This window comes from Sphingomonas profundi (assembly GCF_009739515.1).
Lineage (GTDB): Bacteria > Pseudomonadota > Alphaproteobacteria > Sphingomonadales > Sphingomonadaceae > Alterirhizorhabdus > Alterirhizorhabdus profundi.
This window is the reverse complement of record NZ_CP046535.1, coordinates 3326506-3343786: the sequence shown is the minus strand read 5'-3', so window position 1 is coordinate 3343786 and position 17281 is coordinate 3326506. Positions and strand designations below refer to the sequence as shown.

14 protein-coding genes are annotated in these 17281 nt (G+C 69.5%); 7 read left to right on the top strand and 7 right to left on the bottom strand.

Translation table 11 applies throughout. The features are described from left to right. Positions 1 to 163: 163 nt before the first annotated feature. The 5 genes from GNT64_RS16015 to GNT64_RS16000 all read right to left on the bottom strand — a co-directional run bounded on the left by GNT64_RS16015 (position 164) and on the right by GNT64_RS16000 (position 5386). Positions 164 to 823 (bottom strand): hypothetical protein, encoded by a 660-nt coding sequence (locus GNT64_RS16015; RefSeq protein ID WP_156680433.1) that lies wholly within the window; start codon positions 821 to 823, stop codon positions 164 to 166. After that, the gene (locus tag GNT64_RS16010) at positions 820 to 1938 is read right to left on the bottom strand and encodes a glycosyltransferase family 4 protein (RefSeq protein ID WP_197277027.1); all 1119 of its coding nucleotides are present in this window, start codon (positions 1936 to 1938) and stop codon (positions 820 to 822) included. Before GNT64_RS16010 ends, GNT64_RS16015 begins: the two co-directional genes overlap by 4 nt. Further along, the gene (locus GNT64_RS21590; RefSeq protein ID WP_197277026.1) at positions 1925 to 3397 is read right to left on the bottom strand and encodes a glycosyltransferase; all 1473 of its coding nucleotides are present in this window, start codon (positions 3395 to 3397) and stop codon (positions 1925 to 1927) included. Before GNT64_RS21590 ends, GNT64_RS16010 begins: the two co-directional genes overlap by 14 nt. A gap of 186 nt (positions 3398 to 3583) precedes the next feature. Beyond that, entirely contained in the window at positions 3584 to 4516 is a 933-nt protein-coding gene (locus GNT64_RS16005; RefSeq protein WP_156680431.1) for an intradiol ring-cleavage dioxygenase, read from the bottom strand. A 111-nt stretch (positions 4517 to 4627) separates the two neighbouring features. After that, the gene (locus GNT64_RS16000; RefSeq protein WP_231639044.1) at positions 4628 to 5386 is read right to left on the bottom strand and encodes a response regulator; all 759 of its coding nucleotides are present in this window, start codon (positions 5384 to 5386) and stop codon (positions 4628 to 4630) included. Positions 5387 to 5562: 176 nt separating this feature from the next. On the opposite strand from GNT64_RS16000, the gene GNT64_RS15995 reads away from it, so the two are divergent. Continuing rightward, positions 5563 to 7785 carry an ATP-binding protein gene (locus GNT64_RS15995; RefSeq protein WP_156680430.1) on the top strand — a complete coding sequence of 741 codons (2223 nt, stop codon included), beginning with the start codon at positions 5563 to 5565 and terminating at the stop codon, positions 7783 to 7785. A 42-nt stretch (positions 7786 to 7827) separates the two neighbouring features. Here the strand turns inward: GNT64_RS15995 and GNT64_RS15990 are convergent, their stop codons facing one another. Continuing rightward, positions 7828 to 8319 carry a VOC family protein gene (locus GNT64_RS15990; protein WP_156680429.1) on the bottom strand — a complete coding sequence of 164 codons (492 nt, stop codon included), beginning with the start codon at positions 8317 to 8319 and terminating at the stop codon, positions 7828 to 7830. 11 nt (positions 8320 to 8330) lie between these two features. After that, complete coding sequence (locus GNT64_RS15985) at positions 8331 to 8870, bottom strand: VOC family protein (RefSeq protein WP_156680428.1); 540 nt, start codon at positions 8868 to 8870, stop codon at positions 8331 to 8333. Between the two features lie 241 nt (positions 8871 to 9111). On the opposite strand from GNT64_RS15985, the gene GNT64_RS15980 reads away from it, so the two are divergent. The 6 genes from GNT64_RS15980 (at position 9112) to gmd (ending at position 17228) form a co-directional block, all read left to right on the top strand. After that, positions 9112 to 11442: a TonB-dependent receptor gene (locus GNT64_RS15980; protein WP_156680427.1), complete on the top strand. Its 2331-nt coding sequence runs from the start codon at positions 9112 to 9114 to the stop codon at positions 11440 to 11442. A gap of 51 nt (positions 11443 to 11493) precedes the next feature. Beyond that, on the top strand, positions 11494 to 13512 hold the full coding sequence (locus tag GNT64_RS15975; RefSeq protein WP_156680426.1) for an outer membrane protein assembly factor BamB family protein: 2019 nt from the start codon (positions 11494 to 11496) through the stop codon (positions 13510 to 13512). Further along, a complete protein-coding gene (locus GNT64_RS15970) occupies positions 13509 to 14144 on the top strand; it encodes a hypothetical protein (protein WP_156680425.1) in 636 nt (211 codons plus the stop codon). The genes GNT64_RS15975 and GNT64_RS15970 overlap by 4 nt, the downstream gene beginning before the upstream one ends. Before the next feature lie 119 nt (positions 14145 to 14263). After that, a complete protein-coding gene (locus GNT64_RS15965; protein ID WP_156680424.1) occupies positions 14264 to 15604 on the top strand; it encodes an aromatic ring-hydroxylating oxygenase subunit alpha in 1341 nt (446 codons plus the stop codon). After that, a complete protein-coding gene (locus GNT64_RS15960) occupies positions 15601 to 16083 on the top strand; it encodes a nuclear transport factor 2 family protein (RefSeq protein ID WP_156680423.1) in 483 nt (160 codons plus the stop codon). Before GNT64_RS15965 ends, GNT64_RS15960 begins: the two co-directional genes overlap by 4 nt. 125 nt (positions 16084 to 16208) lie before the next feature. Next, positions 16209 to 17228, top strand: a complete 1020-nt coding sequence (gmd, locus tag GNT64_RS15955) for a GDP-mannose 4,6-dehydratase (RefSeq protein ID WP_156680422.1) — start codon at positions 16209 to 16211, stop codon at positions 17226 to 17228. Positions 17229 to 17281 lie beyond the last annotated feature (53 nt).

Here is a 17281-nt window from a genome sequence, read left to right as displayed (position 1 = left end):
ACGCTCCACGGCTCGGCAGCGGGACCCTATCGACTGCGTGGCCGGCTTCGATCAGGCGCCTGTACGGCATCCAGATCGCCAGCGTCATCCCGAGAAGCTCGCCGAAAGACGATCTGGCGGCGTCCATCTGCGCTGTCGCTCATGGACGCGCCATCGCCTCGCCTCAACCGTCCAGCGGCGCGAGATCGAAGGCGAAATCGGGGTGGAACGGGCCGGGCATCACGCGCCCGGGTACACTCGCATGTTCGGGCGAGGTCAGGATCATCAGCAGCGCCTGGCGCATCGCGTCCGGCGGCGGCTGCTGCGCCCACCGGGCCGCCAGCTCCGGCTCCACCGCGCGGCCGAGCAGGGTGCGATAGGCCGCGTCGAGGAAGCCGGCGATGCCCCGCCCGCGCAGGGTGGCCTCGGCGAAGGGCAGGATCCACTCGATCGCGCCGCAACTGTCCCGCTCGTGCGCGCGGGCGATCAGCTGCTCCACCGTGAGCGGCGGCGGGGCCGGCGCGGATTGCGGCAGCGGCACCGCCACCTCGATCAGCAGGCGTCCGCTCGCATGGCATCTCACCTGCGCCACGTCGGCGAGCGCGGCGGCGAGCGGCAGGCCGGGCAGCACGACCCCGCACCAGCCGTGGCGCACGCCCGCCGCCGCCGCCTCCGGCGAGAAGCGCGTCGCCCGCTCGATCGCGATCGCCGCGCCGTCCGCCTCCAGCCGCAGCGTGCAGGGCAGCGGACCGCCGGCCGGCGCGGCGTAGCCGACGATCGCCTCGCCGGCGATCGCCAGCGCGTGCGCCGCCACCGGCGCGACGCGTCCGGCGGCGGCGCTCACCGCCCCAGCACCCAGCGCGCGATCGGCGGATAGGCCCGTGCCGGCGAGAGAGCGGCGGCCCGCTCCGTCAGGTCGGCCAGCGACAGGCACGGCGGCGCGGCGGCGAGCCGCGCCTCTGCCTGCGCCAGCGCCGCGCCAAGGCTCGCGACATCGTAGGGATCGAAGAAGATCGAGGCGGCGGGCGCGACCTCCGGCATCGCCGTCCGGTCCGAGCATACGGTCAGCTTGGCGAGCGCGGCGGCCTCCAGCACCGGCAGCCCATAGCCCTCGAACACGGAAGGGTAGACGCAGAAGGCCGCGTTCAGCATCAGCGCCAGCTTGCCGGACTGCGCGACATAGCCGGTGAAGACCACCCGGTCGCGCGGCACGCCGGCCTGCTCCGCCGCCGCCAGCAGCCGCGCCTTCTCGTCCAGCCAGCCATCCGGGCCGATGAAGACGAGGCGATAGCGATCGGCGAAGGCGGGATCGCGCGCGAGATGATCGAGCATGATGCGACCGTTCTTGCGCGGCTCCAGCGTGCCGACGATCGCAACATAGGGCTCGCAGCTGTCGCCGGCGGTGGCGACCCGCGCCTCCGACAGCTCGGCGGGATCGAAGGCGACGCCCGGCGTGATGACAGACAGGCGATGCGGGGCCATGCGGAAATAGGCGCGCACGTCGTCCCGCGTGGCGCGGGAGATGCAGAAGACATGCTCGCTGCTCTCGATGTCGCCGCGCACATGATCGGCGAACCAGGCGACGCTCGCCTCGGCGTGGAGGTGCGGCACCAGCAGCGGGCTGAGATCGTAGACGATCATCGCCTCGCGCGGGAAGAAGCGGCGCACCGGCTTGATGTTCGTGTAGAGGCCGGCCGCGCGATCGGCCGTCGCGCGCGGTATCTCCCCCTGCCGCCACGCGAGCGTGGCGAGTACCCGCGCCGCATCCGCGCCGGATCGACGCGCGAGCATGTGCTCGACCAGCCGGCGCGGCACCTCAACCGTGTCGATCATGAACGACCAAGCGATCTCCGCGTCCGCCAGCGCGGCCTCCGCCAGCCCCGCCACGACGGCCGGAATACCCGTCCAGCGATCGCCGATCAGCGCGCCGATCTCCATCACCGCCTCAGCCATCGGCATCCCGGCGCCGCGCCAGTTCGATCGCCTCGCGCAAGGCCCGCAGCAGCGCCGCCTCGCCGTAGAGATCGCGCACCGTCGCGTTCGCGGCCGCCGCGCGGGCGGCATAGTCGCCGGGCGGCAGCGCCATCGCGGCGGCGAGGGCGGCGCGCACGTCAGCCGGATCGACGAAGTGCGTTTCCAGCCCGAACATGCCGTAGCGGCGCGACAGGCGCTTGTCGAAGGGCCGTCGGTGCGACCGGATCGGCACGGCATTGTCGGGCCGCACATAATCGGCCATCGCGGTGTGATCGACCGAGACGGGCACCACCCCGCGCCCCATCGCCTCCAGCAGCGGCAGGTTCTGGCCCTCCGCATGGCTGGTGCACACATAGAAGCCGGCGACATCGTAGAGATCGTCCATTTCGGTGCGGGTCAGCACGTCGTCGGTGATCCACACGCGATCGCTGACGAGCGGGCGGGAGAGCTCGCCGACGTCGAATATCTGCTCGGCCAGCAGGAAGCTGTTGATCGGCTGCACCCCGCGCGCCGGCGTGGACGACTTGACCAGCAGCAGCGCATCGGGCCGCGAGCGGCTGAACTCGGCGAAGCCCTGCAGCATCGGCCGGATCTGCTTGCGATAGTCGTGGACGTTCAGCACCGTGACGAAGATCGTCGGGGTGGCCGTGCCGGCATGGGCCAGGATGTCGGCGAGGGCATGGCGATGGAGATCCGCGGTGTGGTTCATCTCGCCCTGCAAGCGGGGGAAGATGGCCAGCGGCTGCCACGAGATCGCCGCCAGCCGCGCCGCGATCGCCGCGATCCTTTCCGCCGTGGGCAGGCCGCCGCCGGCACGCAGGGTGGCGGACACGGGCGACGGCACCGTCCGCACCGGCGTGGCGACGCTGGCGGCGATCGCCCCGGCGCCGTGGGCGGAGGGTGCCCAGATCATGTCCGGCAGCGCCAGCATCGTCGCCTGATCGGCGAAGGCGTGCGGATCGAGGGTCTCGGCCGGCAGGCGCAGGCGATCGAACTCCCACGCCGCGCAGGCGATGTTGAACGCGCCCTTCAGCAGCCGCAACTGCTCCGGCGGGTAGAAAGCGAGGTGGATGTTGCAGGCCGCCGGCGATCGATCGCGGATGTCGGCGATGCCGGCGGGATCGGGCAGGATCGTGTGCGGCACGCCGATCCGCGCCAGACCCTCGATGAAGCCGCGCATGGCGAAGGCATAGGAATAGTCGCCGGTGCCGATGCGGCGGGCGAGGCCGCCACGGTCCGTCTCGTCGAGCCGCGCCTCGCGCGTCGAGAGGTGGACGTGGATGCCGGCCGGATCGATCGCTGTCGGCATCGGCGCGGCCGGCGTCTCGCTCGGGCCGAGGATGGCGGCGGCGCGACCGGCGAAGCCCAGCGCGGCCAGCGCCGCGCCATGCGCCCGGCGGTCCCGCTCCTCGCCGCCGGGGCCACCGCCGCGCGCCGCCGCCACGCCGCGGCCGCCGGCAGGTCGCGCGCGGCGCGTGCCGCCTCGGCAAGGGCGCGCAGCGCGGCCAGCGGCCGGGCGGCGTCATCCACGGGCGCCACGCCCCCTGCACGTCCCGGAAATGGGGTTAACGCGATCCACCGGCCTCATCGGCCGATGTCTGCCGCCGGGCGACCCCGGCGGCAACCGGGATCACACCGTTATGCCGAGCGTCACGGTGGCGGTGTAGCCGGCCGACACGCTGCCGGTGACGGTCGGCGTCATCGCCGCGATCTGGGCGGCACTGTTGTCGCCGAACACGTTGTCGTTGGCGGTGGTGACGCTGGCGAGGCGGCTGGTGCTGCCGCTGTAGCCGCCGGATGCGTACACCGTGGTGCAGACGTCGCGCGGCATCGCCAGCTGCGAGGTGAGCAGAGCCGCCCGGCCGCTGGTGGCGGCGGTCAGGCTGGAGAAAATCTCGAAATGCATGTGCGGGTAGCGGCCCGAATAGCAGGCCGGGAAGATCGTGGTGAACGTCACCTGGCCGCTCGAGTCCGTTACCTGCACGCCGCGCAGATAGCTTTCCGCCGGTACGCTGTAGAGCGAGTAGTTGCCGTCCTCGTTGCAGTGCCAGAGGTAGACGGCATAGCCGGAGAGCGCCGCGCAGGCCGCGTTCACGTTGACCACGGTGAGGGTGATGACCAGCTTCACCCCCGTCGCCACCGTCGTCGAGCCGAGGAAGCTCGCGCGGATGTCGCTGCGCACGATGCCGCTCTGGACGAGCACGTTGGAGGTGCTGCCGCTCGCGCTGTTGGTGCCGTCGGCCGGGTAGGGGCCGGCGGTTTCGGCCGGATCGGCGGTGCAGGTGCCGGTGGTGGTGGTGGTCGGCGTCGTGGTGGTCGTCGTTGTCGTGGGTGTAGTCGTCGTCGTGGTGGTCGGCGTGGCCGTCACGGTGCTGCTGGCGCTCTCCGTCTCGCTCGATCCGCCGCCGCAGCCGGCGAGCAGGGCGCCCGCGCCCGCCGTCGCGAACCAGGCGAGCGCGCGGCGGCGGCCGACCATGCGCTGCGAGATCGTCTCCAGATCGAAGGCGAGCCCGCGATCATGGTCTTCCTGCCCGTGATGGTCTTCCTGCTCGTGCCGGATCATAGAATGGACCTCCCCGATAGGGCGCGGCCCCTGCCGCGCCGATGCGGCGGCCTGTCTGCGGCCATCGCTTTGCCGGGGGATTTCGCCGCTGTTGCAGGGGCGTAGCGACGATCAGCCGCGCGTGACAACCGGCACGAACATATAGCCTTCGTTGCGCACCGTGCGGATCAGATCGACCGCGCTCTCGCAGGTGGCGAGCTTGCGGCGCAGGCGGCTGATCTGCACGTCGATGGCGCGATCATAGTGATCGCTGTCCTCGCCGCGGGCGAAATCGAGCAGCTGGTCGCGCGTCAGCACGCGGCGCGGATGCTCGACGAAGGCGCGCATCAGGCGGAACTCGCCGTCGGAGAGGTTGATGACGGCATTCGCTGGATCGGTGAGCATGTGCGCGTCCATATCCATGCGCCAGCCGGCGAAGCCGAGGATGCGGCCGCCGTCCTGCGCCTCGGCCGGCGCCGTCGCCGCTCCCGCGCCCTCGCGCTCGCGCCGGCGCAGCACGGTGCGGATGCGGGCGAGCAGCTCGCGCGGGTTGCACGGCTTGGCCAGATAATCCTCGGCGCCCATCTCCAGCCCGACGATGCGATCGACGTCGGTGCCCACCGCCGAGAGCATGATGACCGGCGGCCCGTCCGTCTTCTGCAACCCGCGCAGCGCCGTCAGGCCGTCCTCGCGCGGCATCATCACGTCCAGCACGATCAGGTCGTATCGCTGCCCGGCCAGCTTCTCGCGCATTTCGATCGGGCTGCGCGCGGTCTCGGTGCGGAAGCCGTGCTTGTCGAGGAAGGAGGACATCAGCTTGCGGATGCCATCGTCGTCGTCGACGATAAGGATGCGGGTATCGAGGTCCATGTCGGCGAGGATGGCGTGCATGGCGCGCTTTTGCCAGCGCCCCGTGCCCGTGGTGTTTCGCCTTTGTTGCAGGGCGGCGCGGGCCGGCTGCAACAATCGCGACATCGATCGCGCGCGGAAATGCGCTATGGCGGCGGCATGAGCACGGGGCGGAGCGGCTGGTGGCATCGGCCGGGCGGCGATGGCATGATCCTGCCATGAGCGCGCCCGTTCCCCCGCGCGACGCGCGCTGGCGGCGCTGGCGCGGGCCGCCGCTGGCCTTCCAGATCCTGGGGCTGCTGATCGGCGGGCTGGTGGTAGCGCAACTCGTCACCCTGTTCCTCACCATGGTGCTGCCGCCGGCGCCGCCATCGCAATACGGCCTGGACGACATCGCCGCCGTGCTGCGCGGCGAGCCGGCGGGCGGCGGCCTGCAACGGGTGGTGCAGGCCGGGCCGCCCGATCTGAGCGGGCCGGGCTGGCTGGTTTCGGAGCGATCGCGGCACGAGCTGGCGGCGCTGCTGCGGGTGGAGGATCGCGCCGTCAGCCTCTCCTTCTACACGCCGCTGCCCTTCGCCGGATCGGCGCTGCCGCCGCCGCGCCGGCGCATGGCCGATGACGGGCTGGTGCCGGCGCTGTCGGCCACGGCCGTCGGCGCGGACCGTTTCGGCGGCGCGCGGCTGATCCTGGCGCAGGCCCAGGCGGGGCCGCCGCCGGGCGCGCCGCCGGGCCGTCCGCCGGTGCAGGGCGGCACGATCGGCAGCGGGCCACCGCCGCGCGACGCCTTTCCGCCCGGCATCGCGCCCGGCGGCGGCCGCCTCGGCAGCGAGGGCCATCCGCGCGAGGGCCGCCCCGGGCCGATCGTCGGCGGCGCGGGCATGCTGCCGCCCCGGGCGGGTACGCTCTATCAGGTCGATCCCACGCCGCTGCCGGGCGGCGGCACCTATATTCCGGGGGATGGCGGCGCCGCCGTGCCGCCGCTGCTGCAAACGCCGGCGACGGTGCCGCCGCAGGCGACGCTGCCGCCGACGGCCCAGGCCGGCCAGTTTCCGGGCGGGGGGTTTCAGGGCGGGGCGTTCCAGGGTGGCGGGTTGCAGGCCGGCGAGGGCCAGTTCGGCCAGGCGCCGCTGAGACCGGGGCCGCCGAGCCAGGGTCCGTATGGATCGGGCGTATTCGGGCGGGCGGCGATCGGCCCCGGCCTGCTGCTGGGCCAGCCGGACACGCTGAGCGGGCCGGCCGATCGCCCCGCCTTCCGCCGGCTCGATCCGCCCGCCCCGCTGGCGGATACCACGCCCGCGCGTCAGGCCCAGCCGGAGCCGCCTCCGCCGGTCAGCCGCGCGGCGCCGTCGCCCGAAGCACCGCCGGCCGCACCCGCGATCGACGGGCCGGGCACCGACGGTACGGCGCCGGGCGCGGTTCCGCCGCCGACCGAGCCGGCCAGCGGCCCGCCGATCGCCGTGACGCCGCCCGCGCGCGGCCTCTTCGGCTTCGCGCCGGCGCCGTTCGTGGAAGGGGATTTCGTCGCGGCGCTGCGGCTGGGCGACGGCCGCTGGTCGGTGGTGCAGCCGGCGGCCGAGCCCTTCCCCAATGCGTGGCAGCGCCGCCTGCTGCTGTGGTTCGCGGTGGCCTTCGCGATCGTCGCCCCGCTCGGCTGGCTGTTCGCGCGGCGGCTGGTGAAGCCGCTGGCGGGTTTCGCCGCGGCCGCCGAGCGGTTGGGCCGCGATCCGGCGGGCGCGGTGATCGCGCTGGACGGGCCGGCCGAGATGGGCCGCGCCGCGCGCGCCTTCAACCTGATGCAGAACCGGCTGCGCAGCTTCGTCGACGATCGCACGGCCATGGTCGGTGCCATCAGCCACGATCTGCGCACCCCGCTCACCCGCCTGCGCTTCCGCATCGAGGACGTGCCGGACGAGCAGCGCGAGGGCATGCTGGAGGAGGTGGCGGAGATGGAGGCGATGATCAGCTCCGTGCTGGATTTCATCCGCGACGCCTCCACCCCGAACGCGCGCGAGCGGCTGGACCTGCGCACCCTGGTGGACGACGTGGTCGAGGATGCGGTGATGGTCGGCAACGACGTGCGGGTGGAGCAGGGAGGATCGGCGACCGTGGAGGTGGACGTGCTCGGCATGCGCCGCGTGCTGGACAATCTGCTGGAGAATGCGGTGAAGTACGGCGCGCGCGCCCGCGTGCGGCTGCGCACCGAACCCGATCTGGCGGTGGCCGAGATCATCGACGACGGGCCGGGCCTGCCCGAGGACGAGCTGGAGCGGGTGTTCGAGCCGTTCTACCGCAGCGAGGCGGCGCTCAGTTCCGGCGCGAAGGGCAGCGGGCTGGGCCTGGCCGTGTGCCGATCGATCACCCGCGCGCATGGCGGCGACGTGCGGCTGCTGCGATCGAGCGAGGGCTTCGTGGCGCAGGTGCGCGTCCCGCTGGCGGCCTGAGCCGGTTCCACTGCGGATGGAGGAGCGCCGGCCCTCAGGGCGTCACAGCGGCGCGATCGCGCTCTCCTGGTCGATCTGGATCAGCTCGAACACGTTGCCGAAGAAATCGCGGCCGTAGGTGGAGAGGAAGCCCAGGCGGCGGCCATCCTTCTCCAAGTCGCCGCCGCTGTGGCGGGGCGGGGTGTGGAAGGTGCAGCCGGCGGCCAGCATGCGATCGTAGACGGCGTGGATATCGTCGACCTGCAGGCCGAAATGGGTGTAGCCGAAGGTGTTGACCGGCTGGTTCGGATCCTGCGGCGCGGCGCGCGGCTCGAGATATTCGAACACCTCGACATAGGTGTTGCCCAGCCGCGCCATGAAGCTCTTGCCGGCGCAGTCCTTCAGGCCGACGATCTCGTCGATGAAGCTGTTGCCGGCCGGCCACTCGACCGCGCTGACCTCCGTCGCGCCGAGCAGGTCGAGGTAGAAGCGGCGGGCGGTCGCGATGTCCGGCACCGAGACGGCGACGTGGTGAACGCCCTGGATGTTGCGCATGGCCCGGCCTTTCAGAGGGTGACGCAGCGATAGGGATCGCTGCCGTCCCAGTCGATCGCGGCATCGGCGATCATGCGGAAGAAATCGGTCATGCTTTGCTTGCGCTCGATGATCTCGACCATGCAGGCCATGTCCCGCCGGGTATCGAAATAGGCGAAGCGCATGTCGCCGGAGACGCCCATGTGCGCCACCTCGTAGCCCCGGGCGCGATAATGATCGAAGGTGGCGTCGTAGTCGTCGGCGATGGTGCCGAGATGGTGGAAGCCCTCCTGCCCCTCGGCGAAGCTGTCGCGATAGGCGGAGCCTCGCCCGTCGCGCTGGGCGATCAGCTCGATCTGAAGGGGGCCGGCCTGGGCGAGCGCGGCGGTGAAATCCAGCGTCGTCGGCGTGCCGCGATGGGAGAAATCGTGCACCACCGGATGTTCGAGATAGTAGAACGGGCCGACGCCCTGCGTCTCGCGCCAGTAGCGCATGGCGGCATGCAGGTCGTTCACGACCCAGCAGGCCTGGAAATAGGTGCCGTTGGGGATGTGCGATGCGGCGTTCGCCATGTCTCTCTCCCGGTGGCGCGTGCCCGCGTCTTGCCCGTCCGGACTATCAGAGGCGTGCGCGTCTTCACCTCTGACATCGGCTAGTCGGCCGGGCGGCGTGCGATCGCCCGAACTGGACGATCGACCAGAAGCCTGACGATATGGCTAGTTTCGGCGGCAGCCGGACTGGTGTCTGCGTGACCGGGCAATCATCGGAAGATCGCGGGCACGCGACGCCGCAGGACGTTGGGGGAGTTTGGCCATGGGCGTTTCCACTCGGAGCAGGCGTCTGGCCGCGCCGCTGCTGATCGGCGTCGGCGGCTTTGCGTTCGCGCAGGCGGCGCTGGCGCAGGATACGAACGCGGCGCTGCCGGGCGCGCCGGCGCCGGGTGGCGTGACGGCAGGCCCCACCCCGCCCACGCCCGCCAGCGACATTCCGGTGCCAACCGACGGCGGCACCAGCGCCGGCGGCCTGGAGGAGATCGTCGTCACCGCGCAGAAGCGATCGGAGAACCTCCAGAGCGTGCCGATCTCGGTCACGGCTGTCACCGGCGCGGCGATCAGGAACCAGAACATCACGAACGTGCAGGGGCTCGCCAATTCGATCCCCAACGTGCAGATCAACAGCTTCTCGAACTCGCCGGACTCGGCCGTGTTCACCATCCGCGGCGTCGGCGTGAACGATGCCGATCCCTATGTCGGTACGACCGTGTCGGTGGTGGTGGATGGCGTGGTGGTGGGCGTCAACACCGCCGCCCTGCTCTCCCTGTTCGACATCGACCGGGTGGAGATCCTGCGCGGGCCGCAGGGCACGCTGTTCGGCGCGAACACCACGGGCGGCGTCATCAACGTCGTCACCAAGCAGCCGACCGGCGAGTTCGGCGGCGAGGCGCAGGTCGTCTACGGCAATTACGACCGGCTGGACGTGAACGCCGCGCTCAACTTTCCGATCACCGAGAGCCTGGCCGGCAAGATCAGCGTGCTGCACACCGGTCGCGACGGCTTCTTCCGCAACCGGCTGGACGGCCGTCGGCTCGGCAAGCTCGACAATACCGGCATCCGCGCCTACCTGAAATATGAGAGCGGCGACTATGACGCCACGCTGATCGGCGAGTATAATCGCAGCCGCAACGGGTCGCAGACCAACATCAACTTCTCCGACGCGAGCCAGGTGATCTACGTGCCGGGCGAGAGCCAGATCGATGGCGATCCGCGCTTCGTGCGCGGCCAGAGCGCGCGCGTGCCGGACCAGAATGATCGCGACACCTACAGCGTCACCCTGACGCAGAACCTGAAGGACACGGGCGCCGGCGATTTTGTGTCGATCACCAACTATCGCAAATATGACAGCGATCTCTACAGCGACGACGACGCGCTGGTCGGCAACTTCCTGGATACGCGCCGCCGTTCCGACCAGTATCAGCTCTCGCAGGAGCTGCGCGACGCGATCCGCCTCGGCGACAGGGTGCAGCTGATCGTCGGCGGCTTCGGCTTCTACCAGAAATATCACCTGTTCCAGCAGACCCACCTCGACGGGTTCCTGCCGGGCCTGGGGCAGCCGCAGACGCAGTACCAGAAGAACTGGTCGCTCTCCGCCTTCTCGCAGCTCTACGTCGACATCACCGATTCGCTGCGCTTCCAGGCGGGCATCCGCTACGCCCACGAGAAGACGGAAGCCGTATCGACGACGGCGAACACGATCAGCGTCACGCCGGGCGCCCTCTCCGACTTCAACGATCCGCTGATCCCCGGCTCGTTCATCAGCGCCGCCGGCCGCAAATCGTGGAACAATGTGGGCTATAAGGTCGGCCTCGACTACAAGATCGATCCGACGATCCTCGTCTACGGCTATTATGCGCGCGGTTTCAAATCGGGCGGCTTCACCGGCCGTATCGCCCGCGCCGAGGATATCGGGCCGTTCGGCCCAGAGCATCTCGACACGTTCGAGATCGGCACCAAGGCCGACCTGCTCGATCGCCACCTGCGCGTGAACCTGTCCGCCTTCTACAATATCTACAAGGACATGCAGATCACGCAGAACATCACCTACCCTGACGGGCGCAACAGCGCGAGCATCGTGAACGCCGGCCGCGCCAAGACCAAGGGGTTCGAGCTGGAGGTGACGGCGCTGCCGGTGGAAGGGCTGACGATCGGCGGCACCGCCGCCTATCTGGATGCCAAGTACAGCAAGTATGACACGCTGATCCTCGATCCTGCGACGAACAGCCTGGTGCCGGCCAGCTTCAAGGGCAACCGGCTGATGAACTCGCCGAAGTGGAGCGCATCGGCCAACCTGAACTACAAGCTGCCAATCGGCCCCGGCGCTGCCTCCTTCTTCGGCCAATATACGTTCACCAGCTCCAAGTTCACCAACTTCACCGATCTGCCGCAGGAGAAGGTGGGCAACATCAACCTCGTCAACGGCAACATCTCCTGGTCGCCGGAGAGCGAGCGGTGGTCGATCGGCGCCTATGGCCGCAACATCTTCAACAAGCATTATTACGGGCAGAAGCTTTATCTGCCCGGCACGTTCGCGATCGCCTCGCTGGGGGCGCCGCGCGAATATGGCCTGGACTTCAAATATAATTGGTGAGTGCGCGAGGTCGGCGATGGCGACCGGCCCGCGATTGCGAGAGGATATCGCTTGGCCATTCCGCACAGCCGCCTGATCCTTGCCGCCGCCGCCCTGATGGCGGCGCTGCCGGCGCTCGTCGGCGCGGTACCGGCGGAGAACCCCGCCCCGCGCGTCACCGACGCGCCGAGCTTCACCGCCGCGCAGGCCGCCTCCGGCCGGGTGATCTACGACCGGGAATGCGCCGCCTGCCACGGCGCGTCGCTGGAAGGGGTGGCCGGGCCGGCGCTGGCCGGCACCCATTTCGCCCAGATGTGGGCATCCGGCCGCAAGACGGTGGACGACCTGTTCCACATCATGAGGAGCATGATGCCGCTGCAGGCCCCGCGCAGCCTGACCGACCAGCAATATACCGATCTCACCGCCTACATCCTCTCGCGCAACGGCTACCAGCCGACGGCGGCGCCGATGACCGCCGAGAGCATCAAGGTGGCGCTGGTGCCGCCGGGTGGCGCGGCCGTGCCGATGGCGCCGCGCGAGCGGCCGGTGCTGCCCGCGCCGCCCGCCACCGTCGCCAAGGCGACCACCGCCGGGCCGGACGATGCCGATCTGGTGAAGGCCGACGATTCCGTCTGGCTGATGTACAATAAGGGCTATGACGGGACGCGCTATTCGGCGCTGGACCAGATCAACGCCGGCAACGCGAAGACGCTCGTCGCAAAATGCGTGTTCCAGCTGGGCGAGGTGGGCGCCTTCCAGGCGAGCCCCGTCGTCTATGACGGGACGATGTACATCACCTCGCCCTACAGCACCTATGCGATCGATCCGGCGACGTGCCGCAAGAAGTGGGTGAACAGCTACCCGGCCGACAATTCGACGACGGTGGTGCTGAGCCGCGGCGTGGCGATCTATCGCGGCAAGCTGTTCCGCGTGACGCCGAACGGCCACTTCATCGCCATCGACGCGAAGACGGGCGACCAGCTGTGGGACGTCCACATGTCCAACAAGGAGCATGGCTATTGGCTGAGCGCCGCGCCGGTCGCCTATGACGGGCTCGTCTTCATCGGCGAGGCCGGGGCGGACTGGGGCGCGAACGGCCACATCTTCGCCTTCGATGTCGAGACCGGCAGGCGCGTATGGACCTTCAACGTGATCCCGACCGGCAAGGAGACCGGCGCGGAGACGTGGAAGAAGGGCGCCGAGAAGGGCGGCGGATCGATGTGGGCGTCGTTCGCCCTCCAGCCGAAGGACGGCTCGCTCTACTTCTCCGTCGGCAATCCGGCGCCCGATTATGACGGTGCGCTGCGGCCCGGCGACAATCTGTTCACCGACTCGGTCGTCGTCGTCGACTACAAGACGGGCAAGCTGAAATGGTGGGCGCAGCAGGTGCCCCACGACATCCACGACTGGGATACCGCCGCCTCGCCGATCGTCTACGATCAGGGCGGCAAGGGCTATATGGCCGTCGCGAACAAGGGCGGCTGGGTCTATATCTACGATCGCAAGACGCACCGGCTGGTGGCGAAGACCGAGGTGAGCCCGCACGAGAATATCGACACGCCGATCACGCCGGAGGGCGTGCATCACTGCCCCGGCATCGTCGGCGGCGTGCAGTGGAACGGCACGGCCTACTCGCCGAAGCAGAAGCGGCTCTACGTCAATTCGGTCAACTGGTGCGGCACGACCCGCCTGTCAGAAAGCCGCTATATCGAGGGCTCCTCCTATTTCGGCGGCGACCATACCTGGGATCCGGTGGAGACCGCCAAGGGCTGGACGAAGGCGCTGGACGCCGCGACCGGCAAGGAGATGTGGTCGCGCGAGGCGCGCACGCCGATGCTGGCGGCCCTGACGCCCACCGCCGGCGACGTGGTGTTCACCGGCGATCTCGACGGCAACTTCCTGGCGTTGAGCGCAACGAGCGGCGAGGTGCTCTACAGCTTCAACACCGGCGGCGCGGTGGCGGGCGCCGCATCGACCTACCTGGTCGGCGGCAAGCAGTATGTTGCGATCACCTCGGGCAACAGCTCGCGCAGCACCTGGAGGACGACGGGCGCGATGACCGTGGTCGTGTTCGCCCTGCCGGACCGATGAGGGCCGCCGCCGCGATCCTGGCGCTGGCCGCGACCTGCCCGGCGACGGCGGCTGACCTGGCGCCCGGCCCGGCCGCGATCACGGCGGCCGCCGGCGAGGCGCGCGCGATGGTGGCGGCGCACGAGGGCTACCGCGTGAAGGACCATGTGCTCTACGCGGTGCGCGACGCGCGCGGCATCGATCCGGCCGACGGCAGCGTCGACGCGATCGTCGTTGCGACCCCCTGGGAGCGGACGCGCCACGCCGCCTTCATCGCCGCCTACACCGAACGCCCCGTTTCGCCCGAGGACGCCTATCGCCGGGCCGGGCTGCCGGCGGGGACGCTCGCCATCCTGATCTACGCGCACGGCAGGGATGCGGAGGACAGGGATTTTGCCGATCGCTTCGGCCCGGCGCGGCTGGCGTTCGATGGCGCGACGGTTCCGGCCAGCGGCCCGCCGGATCACTCGCCGCTGTCGGAGGCGGTCTATCCGCTGGCGGCGGGGGCGCGCGAGCGGCGCGTGGCCACCGTGACGTACCGCTTCGATCTAGCCGCGCTGGCCGGCGCGGGCCAGCGCGCCGGTCGGCTGCAATTCACCGATGCGAGCGGCAAGGCGTTCGACGTGCCGATCGATCTCGCCCGCTTCCGCTGAGCGAACCTTGATCTTTTACCAGTTGCATGGCCGCCGACCGAAGCTAGGATCGCGGTAAATTGGACGTTCGACCAATCGCAAGGACAGACCGCGCGAGTCGCGGATGGGATGGAGGATCGATGACACAGCCCGTGAAGCATCCGCTGACGATGGACGGCCGCGACTCGGCCAATCTGCGCGGCGACCCGATCACCGGCGACCGCTACTGGTCCAAGGACTTCGCCGATCGCGAGTGGGAGCACATGTGGAAGCGGATCTGGCACGTCGCCGGCCGCGTGAACGAGCTGGAGGAGGCGGGCGACTATGTCGTGCACGACTTCATGCACGAGAGCGTCATCTGCGTCCGCCAGGAGGACGGCTCGATCAAGGCGTTCTACAATGCCTGCGGCCATCGCGGGCAGCGGCTGGTGTGGAACTCGGCCAGTGTGAACGCCGGCTTCGAATGTCCGTATCACGGCTGGCTGTGGGGCACCGACGGCATCCTCAAGGATCTGCAGGATCCGGAGGATTTCCCTCAGGGCAATCCGTGCGGCAAGCTGAAGCTGAAGGAGCTGCGCTGCGACACGTGGGGCGGCTTCATCTGGTACTGCATGAGCGATACCGCGCCGGGCCTCATGGAATTCCTCGATCCCATACCGGAGATCTACAAGAACTACCCGCTCGACAGCCTCACCCGCGTGGTGTGGATGAAGATCGATCTGAACACGAACTGGAAGTTCGCGACCGACAACTTCTCCGAGAGCTACCACACCCGCACCGCCCACCCGCAGGTGCCGCCGTGGATCGACCAGGACGTCGACAGCTCGCGCCACGAAATGTACCCGCAGGGGCATGGCCGCACCGTGCAGCCGATGCGCCCGTCGCTCACCGATCGCCTGCCGGAAGGCGTGGACCATCCGTTCGACTATATCCTGCGCCAGTGGGACATCGACCCGGACTCCTATCCGGACTTCGAGACCAAGGCGATGCAGGGCTGGCTAGACCTGAAGGCCGCCAAGCGCGCCAACTGGAAGGCCAGAGGCTTCGCCCACTATGAACATATGAACGACGAGGAGCTGACCGACAGCCCGCATACCGTGCTGTTCCCGAACGTCACCCTCTCGTTCCTGCCCGACAATTTCATCTTCTTCCGCACCGAGCCGCATCCCGACGATCCGAACAAGTGCACGTTCGATCTGTGGTGCATGGCCTGGCCGGCCGGCAGCGGCACCACGGTGGAGAGCATCATGGCCGGGCCGAAGCCGCTGGCCGAGGCCGAGTTCGACCATCGCCAGTTCGACAATGGCCGCGGCATCCCCGAGCTGGAGGGGCAGATCGTCTATCAGGACATGATGCTGGCCGAGGGGCAGCAGCGCGGCATGCGCTCGCAGGGCTATACCGACGCGTATCTCGCCGCGCAGGAGACGCGCGTGCGCTTCTTCCACGAGGTGCTGAACGACTATCTGGAAGGACGGCGATGAGCGACCTCTCGATCGAGCAGCGGCTGCAGCGCATCGAGGACATGCAGGAGCTCACCAAGCTGCGCTCGCGCTATGCCTATGGCGCCAACATCCTCGACGGGCAGGGGGGCGACCTGAAGGCGTTCGCCGCCCTGTTCGCGGAGGACGGCACCTTCGACGTCGGCATGGGCGCGGCCACCGGCCCGGCCGAGATCGAGGCGATGATGGGCGCGCTCACCACCCAGTGGCAGTGCGCCATGCACTATATGCTGAACCCGCTGATCGAGATCGAGGGCGATCGCGCGTCCGGCAGCGTCACCGGCCTGTTCGCCTTCACCACGGCGGACGATCCGGCGCCGATCTGGCTCTCGAACATCTACAGCGACAGCTATGTGCGCACGGCCGAAGGGTGGCGCTTCCAGTCCGTCACGCTGCGGCAATGCTTCGTCGATCCCGCCTTCCTGGCCGGCTATGCCGATCATCTGGAGCCCGCCGCCTGAGGCCGCGGCCGACGCCGATCTCCACGCGGGAACGGTTCGGATAGCGGTTTGCAAAGGCGGGGCTTTGGTCTAGCGACACCGTGCCCCGCCCGGCGGGGATGGCGCCACGGTGTACGGGAAGACGGATGACGAAGCGTGCGTTGATCACGGGTGTGACGGGTCAGGACGGCGCGTATCTGGCGCAGCTTCTGCTGCGGAAAGGGTATGAGGTCCACGGGATCATCCGTCGCTCGTCGCATCTGGGCGTGGCGGATCACCGGCTGCGGTGGCTGGGGATAGCGGACCGGCTGAAACTGCACGACGCCAACCTGTCGGACCTGTCGTCGCTGGTGCGGGTGGTGAGCGAGGTTAGGCCGGACGAGTTCTACAATCTGGCGGCGCAGAGCTTTGTCGCGACATCGTGGCGGCAGCCGGTGCTGACGGCGAACATCACCGCGGTGGGCGTGACGAACGTGCTGGAGGCGCTCAGGCTGATCAAGCCGGACACGCGCTTCTACCAGGCGTCCTCGTCGGAGATGTACGGGCTGATCCAGCAGCCGGAACAGTCGGAGACGACGCCCTTCTACCCGCGCTCGCCCTATGCGGTGGCCAAGCTCTACGGCCACTGGATCACGGTGAACTATCGCGAGAGCTTCGGCATGCACGCGTCGTCGGGCATCCTGTTCAACCATGAGAGCCCGCTGCGCGGCGTGGAGTTCGTGACGCGCAAGGTGACGGACGGGGTGGCGCGGATCAAGCTGGGGCTGGCGACGGAGCTGCGCCTGGGCAACATCGACGCCAAGCGCGACTGGGGCCATGCGCGCGACTATGTGAAGGCGATGTGGCTGATGCTGCAGCAGGAGACGCCGGACGACTATGTGGTGGCGACGGGCGTGACGACGACGGTGCGCGACATGTGCCGGATCGCGTTCGAGCATGTCGGCTTGGCGATGGACGACCATCTGGTGATCGACCCCGATCTCTTCCGCCCGTCCGAGGTGGACGTGCTGCTGGGCGACGCCACCAAGGCGAAGGCGGCGCTCGGCTGGGCGGCCGAGACCTCGCTCGAGCGGATGATCGTCGAGATGGTCGAGGCCGATCTCGCCCGCCTCTCCCAACCCGCCGCCGTCACCGAACCGCAGCCAGACATCCAGCCCTGCGCCTGAGCGGACGACCGGCGGCGGCGCGGCGGCTGGCCTTGCGCGGCCGAACACGCGCG